The 20713-nt window shown below is 44.4% G+C and carries 18 protein-coding genes; 15 read left to right on the forward strand and 3 right to left on the reverse strand.

The window, feature by feature from the left end; genetic code table 11:
- The first annotated feature begins 7 nt into the window (after positions 1-7).
- The 10 genes from pflB (at position 8) to J2T19_RS01865 (ending at position 13082) form a co-directional block, all read left to right on the forward strand.
- Positions 8-2266: a formate C-acetyltransferase gene (gene pflB, locus J2T19_RS01820; RefSeq protein ID WP_307212505.1), complete on the forward strand. Its 2259-nt coding sequence runs from the start codon at positions 8-10 to the stop codon at positions 2264-2266.
- Positions 2267-2359: 93 nt separating this feature from the next.
- Entirely contained in the window at positions 2360-3109 is a 750-nt protein-coding gene (pflA, locus tag J2T19_RS01825) for a pyruvate formate-lyase-activating protein (protein WP_307212509.1), read from the forward strand.
- Between the two features lie 379 nt (positions 3110-3488).
- Positions 3489-5750 carry a stalk domain-containing protein gene (locus tag J2T19_RS01830; RefSeq protein WP_307212511.1) on the forward strand — a complete coding sequence of 754 codons (2262 nt, stop codon included), beginning with the start codon at positions 3489-3491 and terminating at the stop codon, positions 5748-5750.
- 365 nt (positions 5751-6115) lie between these two features.
- Entirely contained in the window at positions 6116-6580 is a 465-nt protein-coding gene (locus J2T19_RS01835; protein ID WP_056696483.1) for a Fur family transcriptional regulator, read from the forward strand.
- A 2-nt stretch (positions 6581-6582) separates the two neighbouring features.
- Positions 6583-6834: a membrane protein insertion efficiency factor YidD gene (gene yidD, locus J2T19_RS01840; protein ID WP_307212516.1), complete on the forward strand. Its 252-nt coding sequence runs from the start codon at positions 6583-6585 to the stop codon at positions 6832-6834.
- 427 nt (positions 6835-7261) lie between these two features.
- The gene (gene metG / locus J2T19_RS01845; protein WP_307212519.1) at positions 7262-9280 is read left to right on the forward strand and encodes a methionine--tRNA ligase; all 2019 of its coding nucleotides are present in this window, start codon (positions 7262-7264) and stop codon (positions 9278-9280) included.
- A gap of 336 nt (positions 9281-9616) precedes the next feature.
- The gene (locus J2T19_RS01850; protein WP_307213124.1) at positions 9617-10642 is read left to right on the forward strand and encodes a metal ABC transporter solute-binding protein, Zn/Mn family; all 1026 of its coding nucleotides are present in this window, start codon (positions 9617-9619) and stop codon (positions 10640-10642) included.
- Between the two features lie 39 nt (positions 10643-10681).
- Positions 10682-11458 (forward strand): metal ABC transporter ATP-binding protein, encoded by a 777-nt coding sequence (locus tag J2T19_RS01855; protein ID WP_307212522.1) that lies wholly within the window; start codon positions 10682-10684, stop codon positions 11456-11458.
- Between the two features lie 57 nt (positions 11459-11515).
- Positions 11516-12319 carry a metal ABC transporter permease gene (locus tag J2T19_RS01860; protein ID WP_307212525.1) on the forward strand — a complete coding sequence of 268 codons (804 nt, stop codon included), beginning with the start codon at positions 11516-11518 and terminating at the stop codon, positions 12317-12319.
- A gap of 49 nt (positions 12320-12368) precedes the next feature.
- Positions 12369-13082, forward strand: a complete 714-nt coding sequence (locus J2T19_RS01865) for a cytochrome c biogenesis CcdA family protein (RefSeq protein ID WP_145045338.1) — start codon at positions 12369-12371, stop codon at positions 13080-13082.
- Positions 13083-13253: 171 nt separating this feature from the next.
- Here J2T19_RS01865 and splB read toward each other — a convergent pair whose 3' ends face one another.
- On the reverse strand, positions 13254-14324 hold the full coding sequence (splB, locus tag J2T19_RS01870; RefSeq protein ID WP_307212531.1) for a spore photoproduct lyase: 1071 nt from the start codon (positions 14322-14324) through the stop codon (positions 13254-13256).
- Between the two features lie 224 nt (positions 14325-14548).
- On the opposite strand from splB, the gene mntR reads away from it, so the two are divergent.
- The 3 genes from mntR to J2T19_RS01885 all read left to right on the forward strand — a co-directional run bounded on the left by mntR (position 14549) and on the right by J2T19_RS01885 (position 17927).
- The gene (gene mntR, locus J2T19_RS01875) at positions 14549-14977 is read left to right on the forward strand and encodes a transcriptional regulator MntR (RefSeq protein ID WP_056696954.1); all 429 of its coding nucleotides are present in this window, start codon (positions 14549-14551) and stop codon (positions 14975-14977) included.
- Between the two features lie 235 nt (positions 14978-15212).
- On the forward strand, positions 15213-16832 hold the full coding sequence (locus J2T19_RS01880; protein ID WP_307212533.1) for a family 10 glycosylhydrolase: 1620 nt from the start codon (positions 15213-15215) through the stop codon (positions 16830-16832).
- A gap of 93 nt (positions 16833-16925) precedes the next feature.
- Positions 16926-17927: a patatin-like phospholipase family protein gene (locus J2T19_RS01885; RefSeq protein ID WP_307212534.1), complete on the forward strand. Its 1002-nt coding sequence runs from the start codon at positions 16926-16928 to the stop codon at positions 17925-17927.
- Positions 17928-18020: 93 nt separating this feature from the next.
- On the opposite strand, the gene J2T19_RS01890 is transcribed toward J2T19_RS01885, so the two are convergent.
- Entirely contained in the window at positions 18021-18356 is a 336-nt protein-coding gene (locus J2T19_RS01890) for a hypothetical protein (RefSeq protein WP_307212537.1), read from the reverse strand.
- Positions 18357-18361: 5 nt separating this feature from the next.
- The gene (locus J2T19_RS01895; RefSeq protein ID WP_307213127.1) at positions 18362-19354 is read right to left on the reverse strand and encodes a DUF1385 domain-containing protein; all 993 of its coding nucleotides are present in this window, start codon (positions 19352-19354) and stop codon (positions 18362-18364) included.
- A 236-nt stretch (positions 19355-19590) separates the two neighbouring features.
- Here J2T19_RS01895 and J2T19_RS01900 point away from each other — a divergent pair, with 236 nt between their 5' ends.
- Positions 19591-20166 carry a YqhR family membrane protein gene (locus J2T19_RS01900; RefSeq protein WP_370874769.1) on the forward strand — a complete coding sequence of 192 codons (576 nt, stop codon included), beginning with the start codon at positions 19591-19593 and terminating at the stop codon, positions 20164-20166.
- A 77-nt stretch (positions 20167-20243) separates the two neighbouring features.
- Positions 20244-20687, forward strand: a complete 444-nt coding sequence (aroQ, locus tag J2T19_RS01905; RefSeq protein ID WP_307212540.1) for a type II 3-dehydroquinate dehydratase — start codon at positions 20244-20246, stop codon at positions 20685-20687.
- Positions 20688-20713 lie beyond the last annotated feature (26 nt).

A 20713-nucleotide genomic window follows, 5' to 3' on the forward strand; every position in this document is an offset into this window, starting at 1 on the left:
GATTACGATGTCGGTGATCGAAAAAGATGTCAAACAACAAACAGGCTGGAGAAACTTTACCAAAGGAACTTGGACTAAAACCGTTAATGTGAATGACTTTTTGGAACACAATTTGTCTCCTTATTATGGAGATGAAGCATTTCTCGAAGGTGCAACCCAGAATACAAAAGAATTGTGGGATATCGTATCTGATCTGACCAAAAAAGAACGGGATAACGGTGGTGTCCTTGATGTAGACGTAAATACACCTGCGACGATTACTTCTCACCAACCTGGTTATCTGGATCAATCCAAAGAACAAATTGTCGGCGTTCAGACCGATGCTCCATTCAAACGTTCCATTCAGCCATTTGGCGGAATACGCATGATGATTGATGCATGTGAAGCATATGGCTTCGAAATGCCTCAAGCCGTCATTGATATATTTACAAACATTCGTAAAACACATAACCAAGGTGTATTCGACGCTTATACTTCTGACATGCGTGCAGCGCGTAAAGCAGGGATCATTACAGGTTTACCAGATGCATATGGTCGTGGCCGGATCATCGGGGACTACCGCCGGGTAGCATTGTACGGAGTGGACTTCCTGATTCGTAACAAAAAAGGCGAATTGAACGCTTTGGAAGTAGATGTTATCGATGAAGATGTTATCCGTCTGCGCGAAGAGTTGTCTGAACAGATTCGTGCTCTACAAGAACTGAAACAATTGGGCGAAATGCATGGTTTCGATATTTCCTTACCAGCAACAACAGCCAAAGAAGCGTTCCAATGGTTGTACTTCGGTTACCTCGCAGCGATCAAAGAACAGAATGGTGCTGCAATGTCACTGGGACGTGTATCATCCTTCCTGGATATCTACATTGAACGTGATCTGCAAGAAGGTATTCTGACGGAAGAACAGGCTCAAGAGCTGGTTGACCATTTTGTTATGAAGCTGCGGATTGTGAAATTCTTGCGTACACCGGACTATAACGAACTGTTCAGTGGAGACCCAACTTGGGTGACTGAGTCCATCGGTGGGATGTCCGTAAATGGTGAGACACGTGTAACAAAAAACAGCTTCCGTTTCCTGCACACGCTGCATAACCTGGGACCTGCACCGGAGCCAAACCTGACAGTACTCTGGTCCACTAAACTGCCGGAAGCATTCAAAGAATATTGCAGTAAAGTATCTATCGAAACGAGCTCGATCCAATACGAGAATGACGATCTGATGCGTCCGATCTATGGCGATGACTACGGTATTGCCTGCTGTGTATCTGCAATGAAGATCGGGAAACAAATGCAATTCTTCGGCGCACGTGCGAACCTTGCAAAAGCTCTCTTGTATGCAATCAATGGTGGTCGTGACGAGAAGTCCGGAGCACAAGTAGGGCCTGAATACCCTGCCATTACAAGCGAAGTGCTGGATTACAATGAAGTAATGAAACGCTTCAAACCGATGATGGAATGGCTGGCGAAGCTATACATGAACACCCTTAACGTCATCCATTACATGCACGATAAATATAGCTACGAGCGGATCGAAATGGCATTGCATGACCGTGACATTGTTCGCACAATGGCTTGTGGTATTGCAGGTCTCTCCGTTGCAGCGGATTCACTAAGTGCAATCAAATATGCCAAAGTAAAACCGATTCGTAACGAACAAGGCATTGCTGTTGATTTTGAAATTGAAGGAGAATTCCCTTGTTACGGTAACAATGAAGACAGCGTAGATAGCATTGCTGTTGAACTGGTTGAGAGCTTCATGGGTATGATTCGTAAGCACAAAGCATACCGTAACGCGGTACCAACGCAATCCGTACTGACCATCACTTCCAACGTAGTTTACGGTAAGAAAACAGGAACTACACCAGATGGCCGTAAAGCAGGCGAACCATTTGCACCAGGTGCAAACCCAATGCATGGACGTGATAAAAAAGGTGCACTGGCATCCCTTGGCTCTGTAGCCAAATTGCCTTATGAACACAGCCTTGACGGTATCTCCAACACCTTCTCCATTGTGCCAAAAGCACTGGGTAAAGAGGAGAGTACACGTAAATCTAATCTGACTGCGATGATGGACGGATACTTTGGTCAAAATGCACATCATCTGAACGTCAACGTGTTTGATCGTCAGCAATTGATGGATGCGATGGAGCACCCTGAAAATTATCCACAGCTTACTGTACGGGTATCCGGATATGCGGTTAACTTCATCAAGCTGACTCGTGAGCAACAACTCGATGTCATTAACCGTACGTTCCATGGCTCCATGTAAACCAAAGTATTACAGTGTGAAGACAAATCCAGTGGAACATCTGGTCAACAATTAAACGCACAGCGGATGCGGATATAGAAAGGAAGAGGCAGCATGGTTAAAGGACATATTCATTCACTCGAAACTTTCGGGACGGTTGACGGCCCAGGCATCCGCTTCGTGCTCTTTATGCAAGGATGTCTACTCAAGTGTCAGTATTGCCACAATCCCGATACATGGGCACTGGATGGAGGCACGGAAACGACCGTAGAGGAGGTATTGGCGGAGATCGAGCCGTACCTTTCCTACTATCGTAGTTCAGGCGGGGGACTCACCGTATCCGGTGGAGAACCAACGCTCCAAGCTCATTTTGTAGCCCAAGTGTTCAAGGAAGTCAAACGCCGCTGGGGGCTTCATACTACGCTAGATAGTAATGGATTTAACGAGCCTGAGCGTATTCATGAATTACTGGATAACACGGACTTAGTGTTGCTCGACCTGAAGCATATCGATAATGAGAAACATATCAAGTTGACTGGAAAATCCAATGAAAGAACGCTGAAGACAGCTCAGTGGTTGTCTGAGCAAGGACGTAAAATGTGGATACGCCACGTATATGTGCCTGGCATTCACAATGATGAAGAGGACTTACTTAACCTCGGAAGATTTATTGGTACATTAAATGGGGTCGAGAAGTTTGAAATTCTTCCCTATCACCAGATGGGGATCTACAAATGGGAAGCGCTTGGCAAGGTGTACCCGCTTGAAGGTGTTCCTTCTCCGAGTGAAGAAGAGGTTGAACGAGCTTATCGATTGATCCAGCAAGGGAGAGAGGAAACATCAGGGGCAGCTTGTTCGAAATAATGATTAACGACCAAAAGCAGTCTATGCGATGAAGTTCGCTGGACTGCTTTTTCGCCGTTATTAACACTTGAGTGGAGGGAAGACGATGCCCATTTTTACACGAAGAAAACAAATCAGCTGTTCACTGGGCATTCTACAATTCGTGAATGAAGTAGGCGTGTAAATGTTGATAGATCAGTATTTTCATAGAATTCAGAATTATATTCAATTACTGATAAGTCAAGTAGGTACAGTTTTGGCGAGGTTTGTTCACATTATTCAGAGTTTACATTTCTATTATAAATTTTTTAGCAACTTTTCCCGTTTACAAGCGTCTAATAGTATGACTTTTTGAGGGGGATATTTATAAAATGGGAGCAGAAGGAGCCAAAGACAAAGAATGAATCTGAAAAAGAACTTGTCCATACTTACCGCTTTAGCTGTTTTTCAAGCGTTTGCAGTACTTCCAGCTAGCGCACAATCAACCGACCAAAGCGAAACTACACCCGTAAATAAAGCCACAGTTAAATCCGTGGAGGTATTGAAAAAAGAACAAACGATTTCCGAATCAGATGTAAAAACCGGGACAGAAACACAGCCGGCGCAAAATAATGCGACGGAAGAAACACAACCTGAAACAACAGAACCTCCAGCAACAGAGGTCACGCCAGTTGAACCTGTAACGGAAACAGAAACGCCAGAAGCTGAGGGTGAAGAGGAGGAAACACCTGCACCCACACCAGTAGAAGTTGAACAGCCGGCTACTAGCAGTCAAGCGGGTTCCGGAACTACAGGCGGGGATCTGACGCTATACATGAACAGCAACAAAATGATGCAAGATGGCAAGACGTACCTTGCAGGACAACCGATGGCTGTCAAAAATGGTGTATCTTATGTCGCAATCCGTGCGCTGGTAGATCGGGTTGGATATGATGTGAAATACGATAACACAACGAAAGAAACCATTATTATTAGCGGTGAAGATGAACTTCGTTTTAAAACAAACAGCACGATTTATACGGTAAATGGTGAATCCAGATCCATGAAGGGTCCTGCTTATCAAGAGAAAAATACGTTTATGGTGCCTTTGACTTCCATTACACAGGCGCTCAACATTACTTATACAGTTAATCAATCGGCGAAGACTGTAGTATTGAACCTGAATACAAAGCCAGCGGCTAGCTTCACTGTTCAAAAAGAAATTTTTGCTGGTGATGTAGTGACATATACAACGAAATCCAGTTCTCCAAAAGGCCTTGCCATTGTGGATGAGCGTTGGACAGGCCGTCAAGATATATTTGACCAACCAGGTACATACACAGTAACCTATGCGGTCCAAGATTCAAGCGGTCAATGGAGTGATCCATACTCGCTGACAATCAAGGTGGAGAAACCGAATCTTCCACCAGTAGCGATGTTTACAACAGATAAAGAAGAGTACAAAATGGGTGAGAAAATCACGTATATTGACCAAAGCACGGATGACGAAAATGCAATTGTCAAAACGGTATGGGACAATAATGCCCTCGCATTCTTTGTACCGGGTCCTAAGACTGTAACGATTACAGTTACAGATAAACATGGTGCAAGCGATAGCTACACCAAGACAATTAATATTACGGGCGAAACACTCTACAGCTTGTCCGATTTCAATCAGTTGTTCACACCTGTAGGTGACAAATTTACCTTCAACGGCGGCGAAGTACCTGCGATGGAAAAAGTTCCTTACACGTATCGTGATGAGCCAAGCTTGTTGATTCGCAGTAACAGTCCGGAAACCGTGAATACGGAAGGCATTGTATACCAAGAATCTTCATTCGGACAGACACGCTTCATGATTCACCATGTAAACAACACAGGTAAACGAGTGAAAATGTATGTCATCGCAACAAATAACAACCCGTATACAGCTGTGTTCGAACAGCAAAATATGGGCTTCGCCGGACCAACACCATTTGCTACGGTAGCTGGGAGAAAGTCTATTGATGAGTGGTTCACGTCCATTGCATCTGGAGCTGATCAGAAGAGAATTTACATTCAACCAGGAGAAAGTAAGCTCATTTTGACTGAACTCAATGCAATTCCAATGAAGGAAGGTCAAGTTATTTCACTATATTCTGACGCTTTTAGTGACTATACGCTTGACTACAACGTAATTTTGATTGAAGAAAATAAGGATCCTTTTGAAGCACTGCAGACTCTGCCTGTTCTGGATCGCGACGGTGTTCATAACCGTGGAACATATCCTAATGCAACCCGGATTATTACGTACGATCAAGAAGTAGGTTCGAAGCCTGCACGTCTGCCACTCGGAGATAACTCAAGTGATCCAAATTTGGATGGAACTGATCCAATGGCTCATACCATAGCGTCCAACGCTGGTAACTTTGGTGTACTCTACAAAATCACGCTCAACAATGTGGCTCCACGCACCTTAATCTCGTTCAACCCACGTGGAGGCAAATACTCGGGCGTGGCACTTGTGAATGGTCAGGTTGTTCAGCTTTCTAGTGGCAACAAGGCTTTGAGTGCTCCTAACGAACAAGGTGTGCTCTACCGTACAGGCTCATATGGCGAGAGTGTAACGATTGTATTCTCGGCTGCACCAGGAAGTAACCTTCCTGTGAATCTTCTGTTCACACCACTTCCACAAGAGAAGTAGTTGAGCCGTAACATGCTACTGTTTAAGCAAAAGACGGTTTGGAGTGAAGCTTATATCGTATATACCCTGTCACCCCAAAAGTCTATGAGAGGTTGTTCAAAAAGTCCGCCCATCTTCTTGGCACTGAAAACCGCCCTTTTTGAACACGCATTTTGAAGGATTAATTTTCTTCTGAACCGTCGGGAAGGACTCCATTCATGGAGTCCTTTTTTAATATAGACAGTGTGAAAAATAGGCGATTAAGGAGCTTCGTTGACTCTAAACACAATTTAGGGCATTATGATAAGAGAGTTGTTGATTTTTTTCATTTTGTTAGACTATTGATCAATTATTGCAGTGCTTGAATGACAGGAGGTGCTTAGGTAATGCTGTCAACAGAACAGATTATTAATACGATGTCCTCGCAGGGACTTCGCATAACGGATCAGCGGAAGACGTTGGCTCGTTTGTTTGCGGAATCTCCAGGGTATTTAACGCCTAAGGATGTTTATGAATATATGGGGAAAACTTATAGTGGACTGAGCTTTGATACGGTGTATCGTAATCTTCGTGTCATGCAAGAGTTAGGTGTATTGGAGCAGGTCGTTTTTGAAGATGGTGTGAAGTTTAGAGCTTCTTGTAGCGAGGATCACCACCACCACCACATGATCTGTCTGAAATGTCAGAAGACATATCCGATCGTGTTCTGCCCAATGCAACTCGCAGACGCGCCCGAACAATTTCAGGTCGTGGATCATAAATTTGAAGTATTCGGATATTGCAAAGACTGCGCTGAACATGCACCAGCCAAAGTTGCATCGGGACATCAACATTCCCATGGGAAACATTAATAATGAAAATATCTCGCCGAATTATGCAGGCTCCTATACGGGTCTATCGTAATTATATTTCTCCCCTGAAGCCACCGAGCTGCCGCTTCTATCCAACGTGCTCAGCATACGCAATGGAAGCGATTGAAGTGCACGGGGCGGTCAAAGGCTCATTGCTCGCTGCGAAACGGATCGCCAAATGCCATCCTTTTCACCCAGGAGGAGTCGACTTGGTACCACCTAAGACTGAGAAATCGATGGTGATTTCGGAGTAAAGATCTTGCGTGAAGATGAATTTTCTTTCATCTGGGCACGCTAGGTGAATGCCGCTATGAACTTGACAAATAGGGTCGTGTTTCAGTATATTTTTCGTATAATGATTTCCAGTGAAGGGATAAGTACAGACACACCCCCAGTGCAGAGAGCCGGATGAGCTGAGAACCGGTCTGGGAGGAGGATGGAAATGGTCCTGGAGGAACCTCTTTCGAGCGTACACACAGGGATTGAGACCCGTTGTCGTAAGGCTGAGGCGTGATCCAGCGTTAATGGACGGTCGAAGGACCGACAGAGCCTGTGTTTTGCAAAAGATACAGGGAATTTGGGTGGTAACACGTGAGAACAACTCTCGTCCCATAGGGACGGGAGTTTTTTGTGTTCTTTTTCAAACTATTGTGAAACGGATTAAAGGAGGAGAAGTCATTCATGGCTGATCAAAAAACATTTTATTTAACAACACCGATCTACTATCCAAGCGACAAATTGCATATTGGGCATGCGTACACAACGGTAGCTGGTGATGCAATGGTGCGTTACAAGCGTCTACGTGGATACGAGGTTCGCTACTTAACAGGCACGGATGAGCACGGACAGAAGATTGAACGCAAAGCACAGGAAAAAGGTCAATCGCCTCAGTCTTTTGTAGATGACATCGTGGTAGGCATCAAAGAGTTGTGGAACAAGCTGGACATCTCCAATGATGATTTTATCCGTACAACGGAAGAGCGTCATAAAACGGTGGTTCAAGATATTTTTGACCGTTTGCTGAAGCAAGGAGATATTTACAAAGGTGAGTATGAAGGCTGGTACAGTATTCCAGACGAAACGTATTATACGGAGACGCAATTGGTCGATGTAGAGAAGAACGATAAAGGTGAGATCATTTCAGCGAAGAGCCCGGATAGCGGACATCCCGTTGAGCTCGTGAAAGAAGAATCCTACTTCTTCCGCATGAGTAAATATGCTGATCGCTTGCTCAAGTATTATGAGGATAACCCAGGATTCATTCAACCGGAATCCCGTAAGAACGAAATGATTAACAACTTTATCAAGCCAGGTTTGGAAGATCTCGCTGTTTCGCGTACAACATTTGAGTGGGGCGTAAAAGTAAAAGGCGATCCGAAGCATGTCGTGTACGTGTGGATTGATGCGTTGTCCAACTATATTACAGCTCTAGGCTATGGTTCATCTGATCCTACCCTGTACAATAAATTCTGGCCTGCGGACGTTCATCTGGTAGGTAAAGAGATTGTTCGTTTCCACACGATTTACTGGCCAATCATGCTGATGGCGCTTGATCTGCCATTGCCGAAAAAAGTGTTTGCACATGGTTGGTTGTTGATGAAGGATGGCAAAATGTCCAAATCTAAAGGTAATGTTGTTGATCCGGTAACTTTGATTGATCGTTATGGTCTGGATTCTCTTCGTTACTACCTGCTTCGTGAAGTTCCATTTGGTTCAGATGGTACGTTTACACCAGAAAGCTTCGTAGATCGTGTGAATTCGGATCTTGCCAACGATCTTGGTAATCTGTTGAACCGTACAGTCGCTATGGTTGATAAATACTTCGGAGGCCAAGCGCCTGCATTTGCATCGGGTATAACCGAGTTTGATGTATCGCTCGAAGAAGCAGGTCAAGCAGCTGTGGATAAAGTAGAAACAGCTATGGAGAATCTGCAATTCTCCGTTGCGTTGACAGCGATCAGCCAATTCGTTAGCCGCAGTAACAAATATATTGATGAGACACAGCCGTGGGCACTAGCTCGTGATGAAGCTAAACGCGATGAACTTGCCTCTGTAATGGCTCATTTAATTGAAAGCTTGCGGATTTCTTCCATCCTGCTACAGCCATTCCTGACCCGCGCTCCGCGTAAAATCTGGGAACAGCTAGGTATCCAAGAAGGCGAGCTTACTGCTTGGGATACGGCGAAGCAATGGGGCGTAATTCCGGCTGGTAATGCTTTGCAGAAAGGTGATCCAATCTTCCCACGTCTTGACTCCGAACAGGAGATTGCTTATATCTCCGAGGCAATGACTGGTGGTAAGAAAACCGAGGAACAGTCTGAAGCTCCACAAGCTGCTTCGGAGGCGACTGAACCTGTGTCTGCGCCAGAAGGCAAAGAAGAGATCGGCATTGATGATTTTGCAAAAGTAGAACTGCGTGTTGCTCAGGTTATTGCCTGTGAGCCTGTCAAAAAAGCAGATAAGCTGTTGAAACTTCAGCTCGATCTTGGTTATGAGAAACGTCAGGTTGTGTCTGGCATTGCCAAGTTCTACTCTCCAGAAGAGATGGTGGGACGCAAAGTCATCTGTGTTACCAACCTGAAACCTGTAAAATTACGTGGAGAACTGTCTCAGGGCATGATTTTGGCTGCATCCCATGGAGATCAGCTTACACTCGCTACCGTACCTGATAACATGCCTAACGGTGCTCAAGTTAAATAAGAAGCTTTAACGCCGAGACTCATATGTAACCGTTCAGTGGGACATATCGAATCAAGGTTAACATATGGTTATTCTCAAGAGGTGACCCGATCATTCGGGTCATCTTCTTTGCATATATGCTGTAACTTCTGATCTGATCGTGAAAAAACAAGCATATATTGTTATGAACTCTGTATACCAGGTTAGAATGAATAGGAAAGCTGCTTGACAATGAGAGACAGGTTCCCTATAATTCTTTCAGTAATATTTACGATTAAGAGATACGGAGTGATTATAAACATGCGTTTAATAAACAGGAATAAAGATGAGCAGAATCATGCATCGAAGCATACAGGTATGAACCGGATGAAGTGGGTATGGAGCAGCTTCCTTATTGTTAGCTTGGTTCTCTTAACGGCTTGTGGTCAGAGTACATCGAATAATGCCAAGATTGTGGAAGATAAAGTGAATGTTGTCACGACCTTTTATCCTGTATATGCATTTACAGCAGCCATTGGTGGAGAAGATGCGAATGTAATTAATTTGCTGCCTACGGGTGTTGAACCCCATGAATGGACGCCTAAGAGCCAGGATATTGTTAATACATCCAAAGCTCAATTGTTTCTTTATAATGGTGCAGGTCTTGAGGGTTGGGTTCCTAATTTCCTCAAATCATTGAACAGTGATACACAAGTAAAATCTGTCGCTGTCAGTGAAGGCGTTACGCTGTTAACGACTGAAGGGGATGACGGACACGGTCATGGTGCAGAGCATGATGAAGAGCACGCAGACGAACATGCAGATGAGCACGAGGGTGAACATTCTGATGAGGAAACGGCCACTGAAGAAGTTGCGGACCATCATGTTGATCCACACACATGGGTAAGTCCTAAATCGGCTATGATTATGGCAGAGAATATTAAAAATAGTCTCGTTGAAGCAGATCCTGCCCACCAAGCAGGGTATGAAGAGCGTTATGAAGAACTGCATGCTAAACTTGTAACACTTGATCAACGCTTTACGGAACAGTTATCTCAAGTCCCGAATAAAGAAATTGTTGTCTCTCATCAGGCGTTTGGGTACTTAGCGCGCGATTATGGATTGACTCAACATGCTATTATGGGACTATCTCCTGATGCTGAACCGACGGGGCAGGACATCGTTAGCCTGGCGAAGCTCGTTAAGGATGAAGGCATTAAGTATATTTTCTTCGAAGAGCTTGTATCTGATAAACTTGCCAAAACACTCGCGAGTGAAGCAGGCGTAGAGACGATGGTATTAAATCCAGTTGAAGGATTGACCAAAGAACAGGTGGATAATGGTGATGATTACTTCACTTTGATGGAAAAAAATTTGCAAAATCTATTGATCGCATTAAAATAAGGTAGACTGAAGGATTTTAACTTAGAATCCTCATATATAATGAAGGGCGGCTTTGCAATGCAGCAAATCATGCCACTATGTCATGATCCAATCATCGAGATCGAGAAGCTTTCCTTCTCTTATGGAGACCAGAAAGTGATCAATGATCTTAATTTTATGGTTAAAGAACGAGACTTTGTTGGTATTATCGGTTCGAATGGAGCGGGAAAAACGACTTTACTGCGAATGCTTGTAGGTCTGTTGCCTCCTGCACAGGGTGATATCAAGCTGTTCGGACAATCCATTCGCCGGTTCAAGGACTGGGAGCGGATTGGTTACGTGCCGCAAAAAAATGCGTTTAATCCACTATTTCCAGCAACAGTGCGTGAAGTGGTCATGTCTGGCTTGTACAATAACAAAAATATGTTTCGGAGAATGTCGCGTAAAGCGCAGCAACAATGCACAGATGCCTTACAGGTGATGCGCATTGAGGATCTGGCGAACAAGCGGATTGGACAATTATCCGGAGGGCAGCAACAGCGTGTGTTTCTCGCTAGAGCGCTGATCAATCATCCAGATTTGCTTATTTTGGATGAACCAACGGTTGGAATCGATGCGGAATCGCAGGACAGCTTCTTCGAATTAATTACCCATATGCATGAACACCACCGTATGACGTTTTTGATGGTATCCCATGATATGGATCGGATGGAGAACTATCTGGGTTCGCAGGCGGCGGTTACGAATGGTAAAATTCATTTTCATGTTCGCCATTCTCATGAGATTGAAGACTGTGCAGAAACGAATCTACAGCATACTACTTCCTTGGTGAAATAGATGCCGTGTAGGGCGCGGTTGGATTAGAGCAAGGCCGAAGAAGGAGTCGTGTATGTTTTGGAAATATTAATGAGTGATTTTTTTCAGCGGGCACTAGCCGGTGGATTGTTAATTGGGATCACTGCTCCGTTGATCGGGTTATTTCTGGTGTTACGACGTTTGTCGATGATTGGGGACACGCTCTCTCATGTGACGATTGCGGGGGTTGCACTTGGATTCCTAATTGAGGTATATCCGATTGGGGTAGGGCTTGTATTTGCGGTACTGGCTTCGTTTGCGATTGAGAAGCTGCGTAAGGCATACAAGAGTTATGCAGAACTATCTATTGCGATTATTATGTCCGGAGGCGTAGCACTGGCTTCACTGTTCTTCACGTTAGGCAAAGGGTATAACACAGATGTTATGAGTTATTTATTCGGAAGTATTTATACTCTGGATGCCACGGATTTGAAACTAGTAGGGGTGGTCACTCTAATTGTGGTCATCGTTGTAGCTCTGTTACATAAAGAATTTTTCCTGCTTAGTTTTGAAGAGGATGCAGCAGCAGTTACGGGCTTGCCTGTCCGGTTGTTAAACATGTTGATTACAATAATGACTGCGCTCGTGATCAGTACAGCTATTAAAATCGTAGGTGCTCTGCTTGTATCAGCACTATTAACGATTCCGGTGGCTGTCAGCCTTCTGATGGCGCGGAGCTTCAAGTCAGCAATTATTTTGTCCGTAGTTATTGGTGAAATTGCCGTTGTTATTGGACTGGTTGTAGCCGGGATTTGGAATCTCGCACCAGGAGCAACGATTGTATTGCTACTCATCACGATGCTTATTCTGACGATGATTGGAAAAAAAGGGTTCCGTGCCTAACGACTGAACGAGTAAGCAAGCGAGCCCGGAGAAGGGAGACATCCGCATCATGCCTGATGTTAACGTATGGGTGGCTTTTGTTGCAGGAGTAGCTTCGTTTATATCACCATGCTGTCTTCCACTGTATCCGTCATACTTGTCTTATATTACAGGCATGACGGTGCAACGCTTGAAGGATGATCGTAATCTGCGAGAAGTTCGTTTTAAAACGTTGACTCATACGCTGGCGTTTATTTTAGGCTTTTCAGCTGTATTTTATACACTTGGGCTGGGAGCTGGATTATTTGGTCAGTTTTTCAATGATCATCGAGAATTGATCCGTCAGTTATCTGCTATTTTAATTATATTGATGGGGTTGTTTTTGCTCGGGGTATTCAAACCGCAGTTTCTTATGAAAGAACGAAAGATGGATATGAAGTGGAAACCAGCAGGGTACCTTGGCTCTTTTATCTTCGGTATAGGGTTCTCCGCTGGTTGGTCACCGTGTATCGGGCCAATCCTGACTGCGATTATTGCGATGGCTGCTAGTGAGCCAACAACTTGGTTTACATTGATTACAGGGTACACTGTCGGTTTTGCTTTGCCATTCTTTGTCTTAGCCTTCTTCATCGGTTCAACGCGCTGGATTTTGCGTTATTCGAATGTGTTGATGAAGGTTGGTGGAGCTTTGATGGTCTTTATGGGTATTTTGCTATACACCGGTCAGATGACCAAAATAACGATTTGGTTGCAGAGCATCACACCCGATTGGATGATCATCTGACGAATGGCTTCATGTGTGAACCGGTGAGTTTATAAAAGGGTATGAATAAGGGTATACAAAAGCAGGCTACATGGGAGCCCAGATTATTCTGGATCATGTAACCTGCTTTTTGTTTGTAGGAATCCATATAGAAGTGCGTATCCATATCATTACGCTGGATTGTGTGTGATTTTAGGTGAAGTAATCAATGTTGGCTAAAGGAAAATGCTCGAAAATCCGTTCCGTAATGAATTCACGCAGAGCGTCTTGTTGGTCGTCTTTATACACATACTTATATTGCCCCCAGCGTCCCCACTTCATCTTACGTTTTTCCATATCCATCTCAAGTTTCGTTTTGGGGTAACGCTTTTCAATGGTCGCTTTTGCTGTTTTGGTAAAACGGTGCTGGATCATCTCAAACGTGAGATCCTTGGTTGCTTCGTCAGGCAATGTATCTGCAAGCTTTTGTAGCAATTCCGAGTATCCTTCTTCCCATCCGTCATACCACATTATCGGGGCAATGATGAAACCTAGGGGATAACCGGCATGGGCAATCTTACCGGCAGCTTCGATCCGTTCTTCAAAGCGGGACGTTGCTGGTTCGAAGTTTTTGATGACATAATCGGAATTAACGCTAAACCGGATTCGGGTGTGACCGTTATGTTTCAGGTTTAACAATGGATCAACGTGATGATATTTGGTTACAAATCGCAATCGCCCGTACTCTTCGTCAGCCATAAATCGAATTAGATCACTTAAATTTTCTGTGATGTGTTCAAGTCCTACTGGATCTGAGGTACAGGCTGCCTCGAATCGTGTAATTTCAGGAGCACGCTCCTCGATATAACCTTTGGCCGCTTCAATAATCTCTTCCGTATTCACATACACACGTACATAAGGTTTGGCACCTAGTGTGGTTTGTAGATAACAATAATGACAATGACCCATGCAACCTGTTGAAATTGGAATAGCGTACTCTGCCGAAGGCTTGGATTGATCAAACTTAAGCGTTTTTCGAACACCCACCACCAGTGTACGCTTAGCCATCCGATACTTTTCTTGCTCCGTTTCACCAGGGAGGTTTGTGATACGATTATGGGATGTCGTCATCTGGTAAGGGATATCTCTAGAAGTGACCCACTCCATGATTCGTTTTCCTTTATCATAATCCAGCGCACCAGGTTCAAAATACACTAAATCGGGAATAAAGGGTTTAGTACCCTTTGCTTTGCGGACTGGGGGCTGCGCTACACTTGTACTCACATCAACACTCCTTTCGATACGAAACTGTACTTAGTTTGTCTCAAGAAGGGTGATGTCAACCTTGCCAATACTTGCGTGCGGATGGGCTTTTTTAGACATTCAAAATCGCAATACAGGCTCATGTAGTTCCAGAGGACTTGCCAATGCGCATTGATAACATGTATCATTATAAGATAGGGATCAGGCAGGAACAGCTGCCGATCAGAGAGAAGAGAGGGAAGCAGATGCCAACGCCCAGTATGGAAGATTATTTGGAGCGTATATACAAATTAATTGATGAAAAGGGCTATGCTCGTGTGTCTGATATAGCTGAAGGATTGGAAGTGCATCCTTCATCGGTGACGAAAATGATCCAGAAGCTGGACAAAGACGAGTACTTGATCTATGAGAAGTACCGCGGCTTGGTACTCACTCCAAAAGGTAAAAAGATGGGGAAACGGTTGATGGAGCGCCATCATCTGCTTGAGCAATTTTTGACAACGATTGGTGTCCAAGAGGAAAATATCTATAAGGACGTAGAAGGAATTGAACACCACTTAAGCTGGGATTCAATTACGTGTATCGAGTCTTTAGTCGAGTATTTCCGTCAAGATGAGAGTCGGTTGCGTGACCTCAAAAACCTGCAAGATGTTATGAGTAATACAGAATCGTAATAGATATTCTTAACATCGAAATTGGATCATAAGTAATGAAATGATGCGAAATGAATGCTTGTAAAAGCCTTCTGAAAACCAGCCAACGATGCTTATCGTCATGTGATAAAGCGCGTAAGCTGGTTTTTTTCTACCCAACATTTGGTGATTGATCGCAACTAAACCATCCGTAGGAGCGTCTATTAAACTAGCAGAATTTGCCGCGAGTTTAAAAAATGATGGAGGATTGTTATCGATGAAGTTTCGTAAAGGATTAATCCTGTTGCTTATTTTTGTGCTGGGTTTGCAGACAGCAGGAATGACGGCACAGGCAGCAGGACAGAAGGAAATCGTCATTAACTTGGACGGACAACGCTTAGACTCAGATGTATCGCCTTACATTATCCCTAAGGTGAATGTAACCATGGTTCCTTTGCGAGTCATTAGTGAAGGGCTGGGGGCTTCGGTATTATGGTCTCAAGCGACACGTACCGTAACGATCAAAAAGGCTGATTCAGTCATCAGCATGACCAGTGGTCGTCAGCAAGCTACCGTGGATAACACAGTGGTTGGTTTGGATGCTTCTGTAGAACTGAAGCAAGGTCGTGTCATGGTTCCTATTCGTTTTGTCAGTGAGAATCTCGGAATTCGAGTGAATTGGAATCAATCGGAGCAAGTTATCGATTTGTCGACAGATGAAGGAACATCGACACCTTCACCAACGCCTACCCCTACCCCGGCTGTTCCTGCTGAACCAGGTGGCACTGGACAGACGCCTGCTTCAGAAGAGATGCGTGGGGCTTGGATTTCAACAGTAAACGGTGATTGGCCGTCATCTGGCGCAAGAAACAACATTACGAAGCAAAAACAAGAGTACACACAGCAGCTAGATGCATTAAAGGACATGGGAATCAATGCGGTATTCGTTCAGGTTCGGGCGAATGCTGATGCAATCTATCCCTCAGGACTTGTGCCATGGAATACGGTTCTCACGGGAACTCAAGGTAAAGATCCAGGGTATGATCCACTGTCGTTTATGATCGAAGAAGCACATCAACGTGGGATGGAGTTCCATGCTTGGTTCAATCCGTTCCGTGCTACGAATTCAGCGAGTACCAGCGGATTGGCAGCGAATCATGTTTCGAAATTACATCCAGACTGGATTGTCAATGTATCAGGCAAGCTTTATATCAATCCAGGTATGCCGCAAGCCAGACAACATATTATTGATACAATCATGGAAGTGGTTAATCAGTATGATATTGATGGTGTGCATTTGGATGATTATTTCTATCCGTCTAACGCTACATTTAATGATGATGCGGCATTCAAGACCTATAATACATTGAATACCAAGGATCGTGCGGAGTGGAGACGCGATAATATTAATCAATTTGTGAAGCAGCTTGGAGAGAGTGTACACCGTGTAAAGCCCAACGTTCAATACGGCATTAGTCCTTTTGGCGTGTGGCGTAATAAAGCGGATGACCCAACAGGATCCGATACAAGAGCAGGAGTGCCGGCTTATGACAGCATGCATGCAGATGTTCGCACATGGATCAAGCAAGGCTGGATTGATTATGTCGCACCTCAAGTGTACTGGAGTATGACACTAAGTGCTGCTCGATATGATAAAGTTGTGGACTGGTGGGTTAATGAGGTAGCGAACACCAACGTTAAACTGTACATTGGCCATGCGCCTTATAAGCTGGGGACATCCGAGATTGGCTGGAATACCTCACAGGAGATTATAGACCAGCTCATGTATAATGAAAAGTATGACTTGATCAAGGGTGATATCTACTTCAGCTCACAGCATTTAACGAAGAATACATTGGGCTTGATCGCTAGACTCAAAGCATATTATGGACTATAGAATTTTTTAGTGTGATATACGTAATATAACCAACCCCTGTTCTCATACAGTTGCAGTAGAAACATGGCTGTCTGGAGAACGGGGGTATTTAGCATGTTAATTAATGCGGTGTTTGAAGGTGGAGGCGTCAAAGGGATCTCACTTGCGGGTGCAGTGCAGGCAGCGCAGGATTACGATATGGTGTTTCACCGTGTGGCAGGTACATCTTCTGGCTCCATTGTGGCTGCTCTGATTGCGGCAGGATACCGAGCGGAAGAAATGAAGACTATTATTGAGAATATGCCATTTGCTTCATTGCTGCGTCGTTCTCCTATATTTGATGTACGCTGGATCGGTCCTGCGGCGAGGTTGTTTCTGAAGAAGGGGCTATACTCTGGGGAAGCACTCGAAGAATGGATTCGCAATATGCTGAAGCAAAAAGGAATTCGAACCTTTGCGGATCTTCCAAAAGGTAAATTGCTCATCACCGCATCGGATATTACAAACGGCACGATATTGGTTTTACCTGACGATATTGGGCGCTTTGGGATTGATCCAAGTAAGCTTGAGGTAGCCAAGGCTGTTCGCATGAGCTGTAGCATTCCTTACTTTTTCGATCCAGTTGTTATTCGAAGATCTCCGATCCTGTCTAAAGGCATGCGTTTTCCCGATCAGTTTGTGTATGTGGTGGATGGTGGGTTGCTCAGTAATTTTCCGTTGTGGTTATTTGATGGGGACCGCGTAGAGCGAAGCGGTGAACCGATTCCGGTCGTTGGATTTAAAATGGTTGGCAAGACAGAAGGGAAGTCAGCACGAATTAGAGGGCCGCTCAGCATGCTTCAGGCGTTGGTGGAGACGATGCTTACCGCTCATGATGAGCGATATATCGAACAGATTAATCGTTTCCGTACGATCAAAATACCGACAATAGGAATTAAACCCACACAGTTTCACCTTTCAGCCCAGGATAGCACCGCGTTATATTTATCTGGGTTAGCTGCCGGCACGGAGTTTTTTAGTGGGTGGAATACGAAGTTGTATGACGAGCAATTGAATAAGCAGCGCAAAGAACTTCGGAAAAAACAAACCGAATCACTACCTCTGACACCTGTATAGGAAGATTCAAATGTTCAGATACACTACCTCAAAAAAAAACAGCAATTCTCATGATAGAGAGTTGCTGTTTTTGGTGATTCCTTTTATTCAAAGTTAGTGAAATTTAGGAATATCTTCATCACTTTTACCTTTTTGACCTTGAATGACTTGGAACGGATAATCTTTGCGTTTCTTGGATGATCCGCTAGTACTCTTTTTGGTGCTGCCTTGTTGTGCATTAACTTTGGCCATCGTTCGTGCCGATGGTTTAACCTTAGGCGTTGATTTACGTCTCCAGCGCTGGGGAGGATACTTATACAGCAGGAATATTCCGCCTAACACAATCAGAGGTATGACAATTCGGGAAATTCCACCGCTGCTTAAATAACCTAATGCACCAATAGCAGCAAGTGTGATGAACGTCCAGAATAAGATCGCCTGCTTGTTCATATCAATCACCCTTTCACAGGATCAAGTGATGCAACAGAAATTTCTGACACTGCAGAAGCATTTGCAAGTTTTGCATCCAACTCACGCATACGGTTAAATGAGGCGATGGATACTTCAACCTGTTCATTCGTAGGCTCTTTCGTCGTTAATAACTGTAGCCACAACCCCGGATATCCGAGATAGCGTAACAGCGGAATATCACGAACGGAATTGGTGATTTTCAGCAATTCGAAGGAAATGCCCAGAACTACAGGTAGCAAAATCAACCGCTGACCCATACGTTCCCATAGGTTGTCGTAAGTGAAGAGGGAGTATAGAAATACACCTATAATCACCGTCAACATAATGAAGCTACTGCCGCAACGATAATGAAGTCGGCTATATTTTTGCACATTTTCTGGCGTGAGCTCTTCACCTGCTTCATGAGCACTGATTACCTTATGCTCTGCACCGTGGTATTGGAACAAACGTTTAATCATGGGTGTCTGAGAGATCAACCAGAGATAAGCAAGCAACAGAATCAGCTTAATGCCGCCTTCCAGTAAATTATGCAAAAACTGATTGTCGAATGCATTCTTGAAAAGAAAATTCTCGATGACCACCGGTAGCAGGGTAAGTACAATCTTCCCGAATAAGAATGAGAGTATGGCTACTGCGGTTACTCCAATAATCATGCTCAGGCTCCAGCCAGAGCCTTCTTTTTCTTTTTGTTTTGCTTTTTCTTCCGGTTCCAGTTCATCATCAGCATACGCGTCAGCAGAGTAATTCAGGTGTTTACTGCCCTTAACGCTCGAATCTATAATGCTGACAATCCCGCGCACTAACGGAATCCGCCGCAATTTCATGACCCAGGACTTGTCTTGCTTGGGAACTTCCAAATACGTGATCTCGCCGTCTTTTCTTCGCACAGCCGTAACATTGACGTGTTTCCCACCAAACATTACGCCTTCAATGACAGCTTGCCCCCCATAGCTGACAGGCTTGGATTGTTGAGGCAAATTACTCACCTTCCTATTCTGTTCTATGCCTTCATGGTAGAAGGCGGTTTGATAACCCTATTGTATCGAATTTTGAGAGCAATTTCTAGTTTGCAGGACAATCCGTGCTGGATGTTGTTAAGTTTGGTCAGAATGGAACATACTACCCCATAAACAATCCGTGTGAATCGAAGCTTCACAATGGGAGATATAGCCTTGTACCCATGTAGAAGAGAAAAATGGAAGGAGCTTAACACTTGACAGAGCATACAGAAGATCGGGGACATCGAAAAGACCAAATTTCAGATCGCAATAGATTGGCTGGACAGAGCAGTCGTAGAAAGCAAAAACAAGGAGAAGCACATTACTTGACCAAGCCGTTTCCATTTGCTGTGGAATTAGGTTTTTTCGCAGGATTTATATGGGGGGCAATATATTTACTGTTGTATGTCATCCATTTTACGATTGTACCTCTAGGTTTTTTGGCGGAGCCTTTTTTCAAGCATGAATTCGTGAATTCCATGGCAGGGCATTTGACAGGATGGTTGTTTTTTATCGCGTTTTCGATCCTAGCTGCTGTTCTCTATACCTTTACACTTCGTAAGCTAAAAGGGCCGATCCCGGGTATGATCTACGGAATCATCTGGTGGCTTATTATCTTTGTGCTGGTCGGACCTAAGGTGCATATGATGAAGCCTCAGAATGAATTAACTTGGGATTCAATCATCACTGAATTCTGTTTCTTCCTGCTGTGGGGACTCTTCATCGGTTATACAGTAGCTATGGAGTACACAGACGAACGTAAGCGTGAGCCAGAGAAAGCAGGAGCATAGCCGCAAAAAAGCTTCTCAATCCGGCAATGGCTGTGTTAAAATAGCAGATGGTTATTTGCAGAGAGGATGGAGCAGCTATGAAACGAATTGTTGTGATCAATGGCCCGAACCTAAACATGCTAGGTGTACGTGAACCTGGCATCTATGGAACGCTTAGTCTGAAGGATATTGAAGACAAAATTCGCAGACAGGCTGAAGAGCTGGGCGTCTCCATCACTTTTTATCAATCTAATCACGAAGGGGACATCATTGATCGAATCCACGCAGCGATGGGGGAAGACGACGGAATTATGCTGAATGCCGGAGCTTATACTCATTACAGCTACGCTATACGGGATGCGATTAATGCCGTAAAAGTCCCTACAGTGGAAGTTCATCTATCCAACATTCATGCACGCGAAGCGTTCAGACATCATTCAGTAATTGCTGCAGAAACGATCGGGCAGATTGCCGGATTTGGCGAAGTAAGCTATGAACTGGGATTGCTGGCTCTCGTGCGTCATCTGGACAAACAAACCTGAGCCGGGAACCCGGGAATGTGAGAGAA

It is taken from the genome of Paenibacillus tundrae, from assembly GCF_030812775.1.
GTDB classification, from domain to species: domain Bacteria; phylum Bacillota; class Bacilli; order Paenibacillales; family Paenibacillaceae; genus Paenibacillus; species Paenibacillus tundrae_A.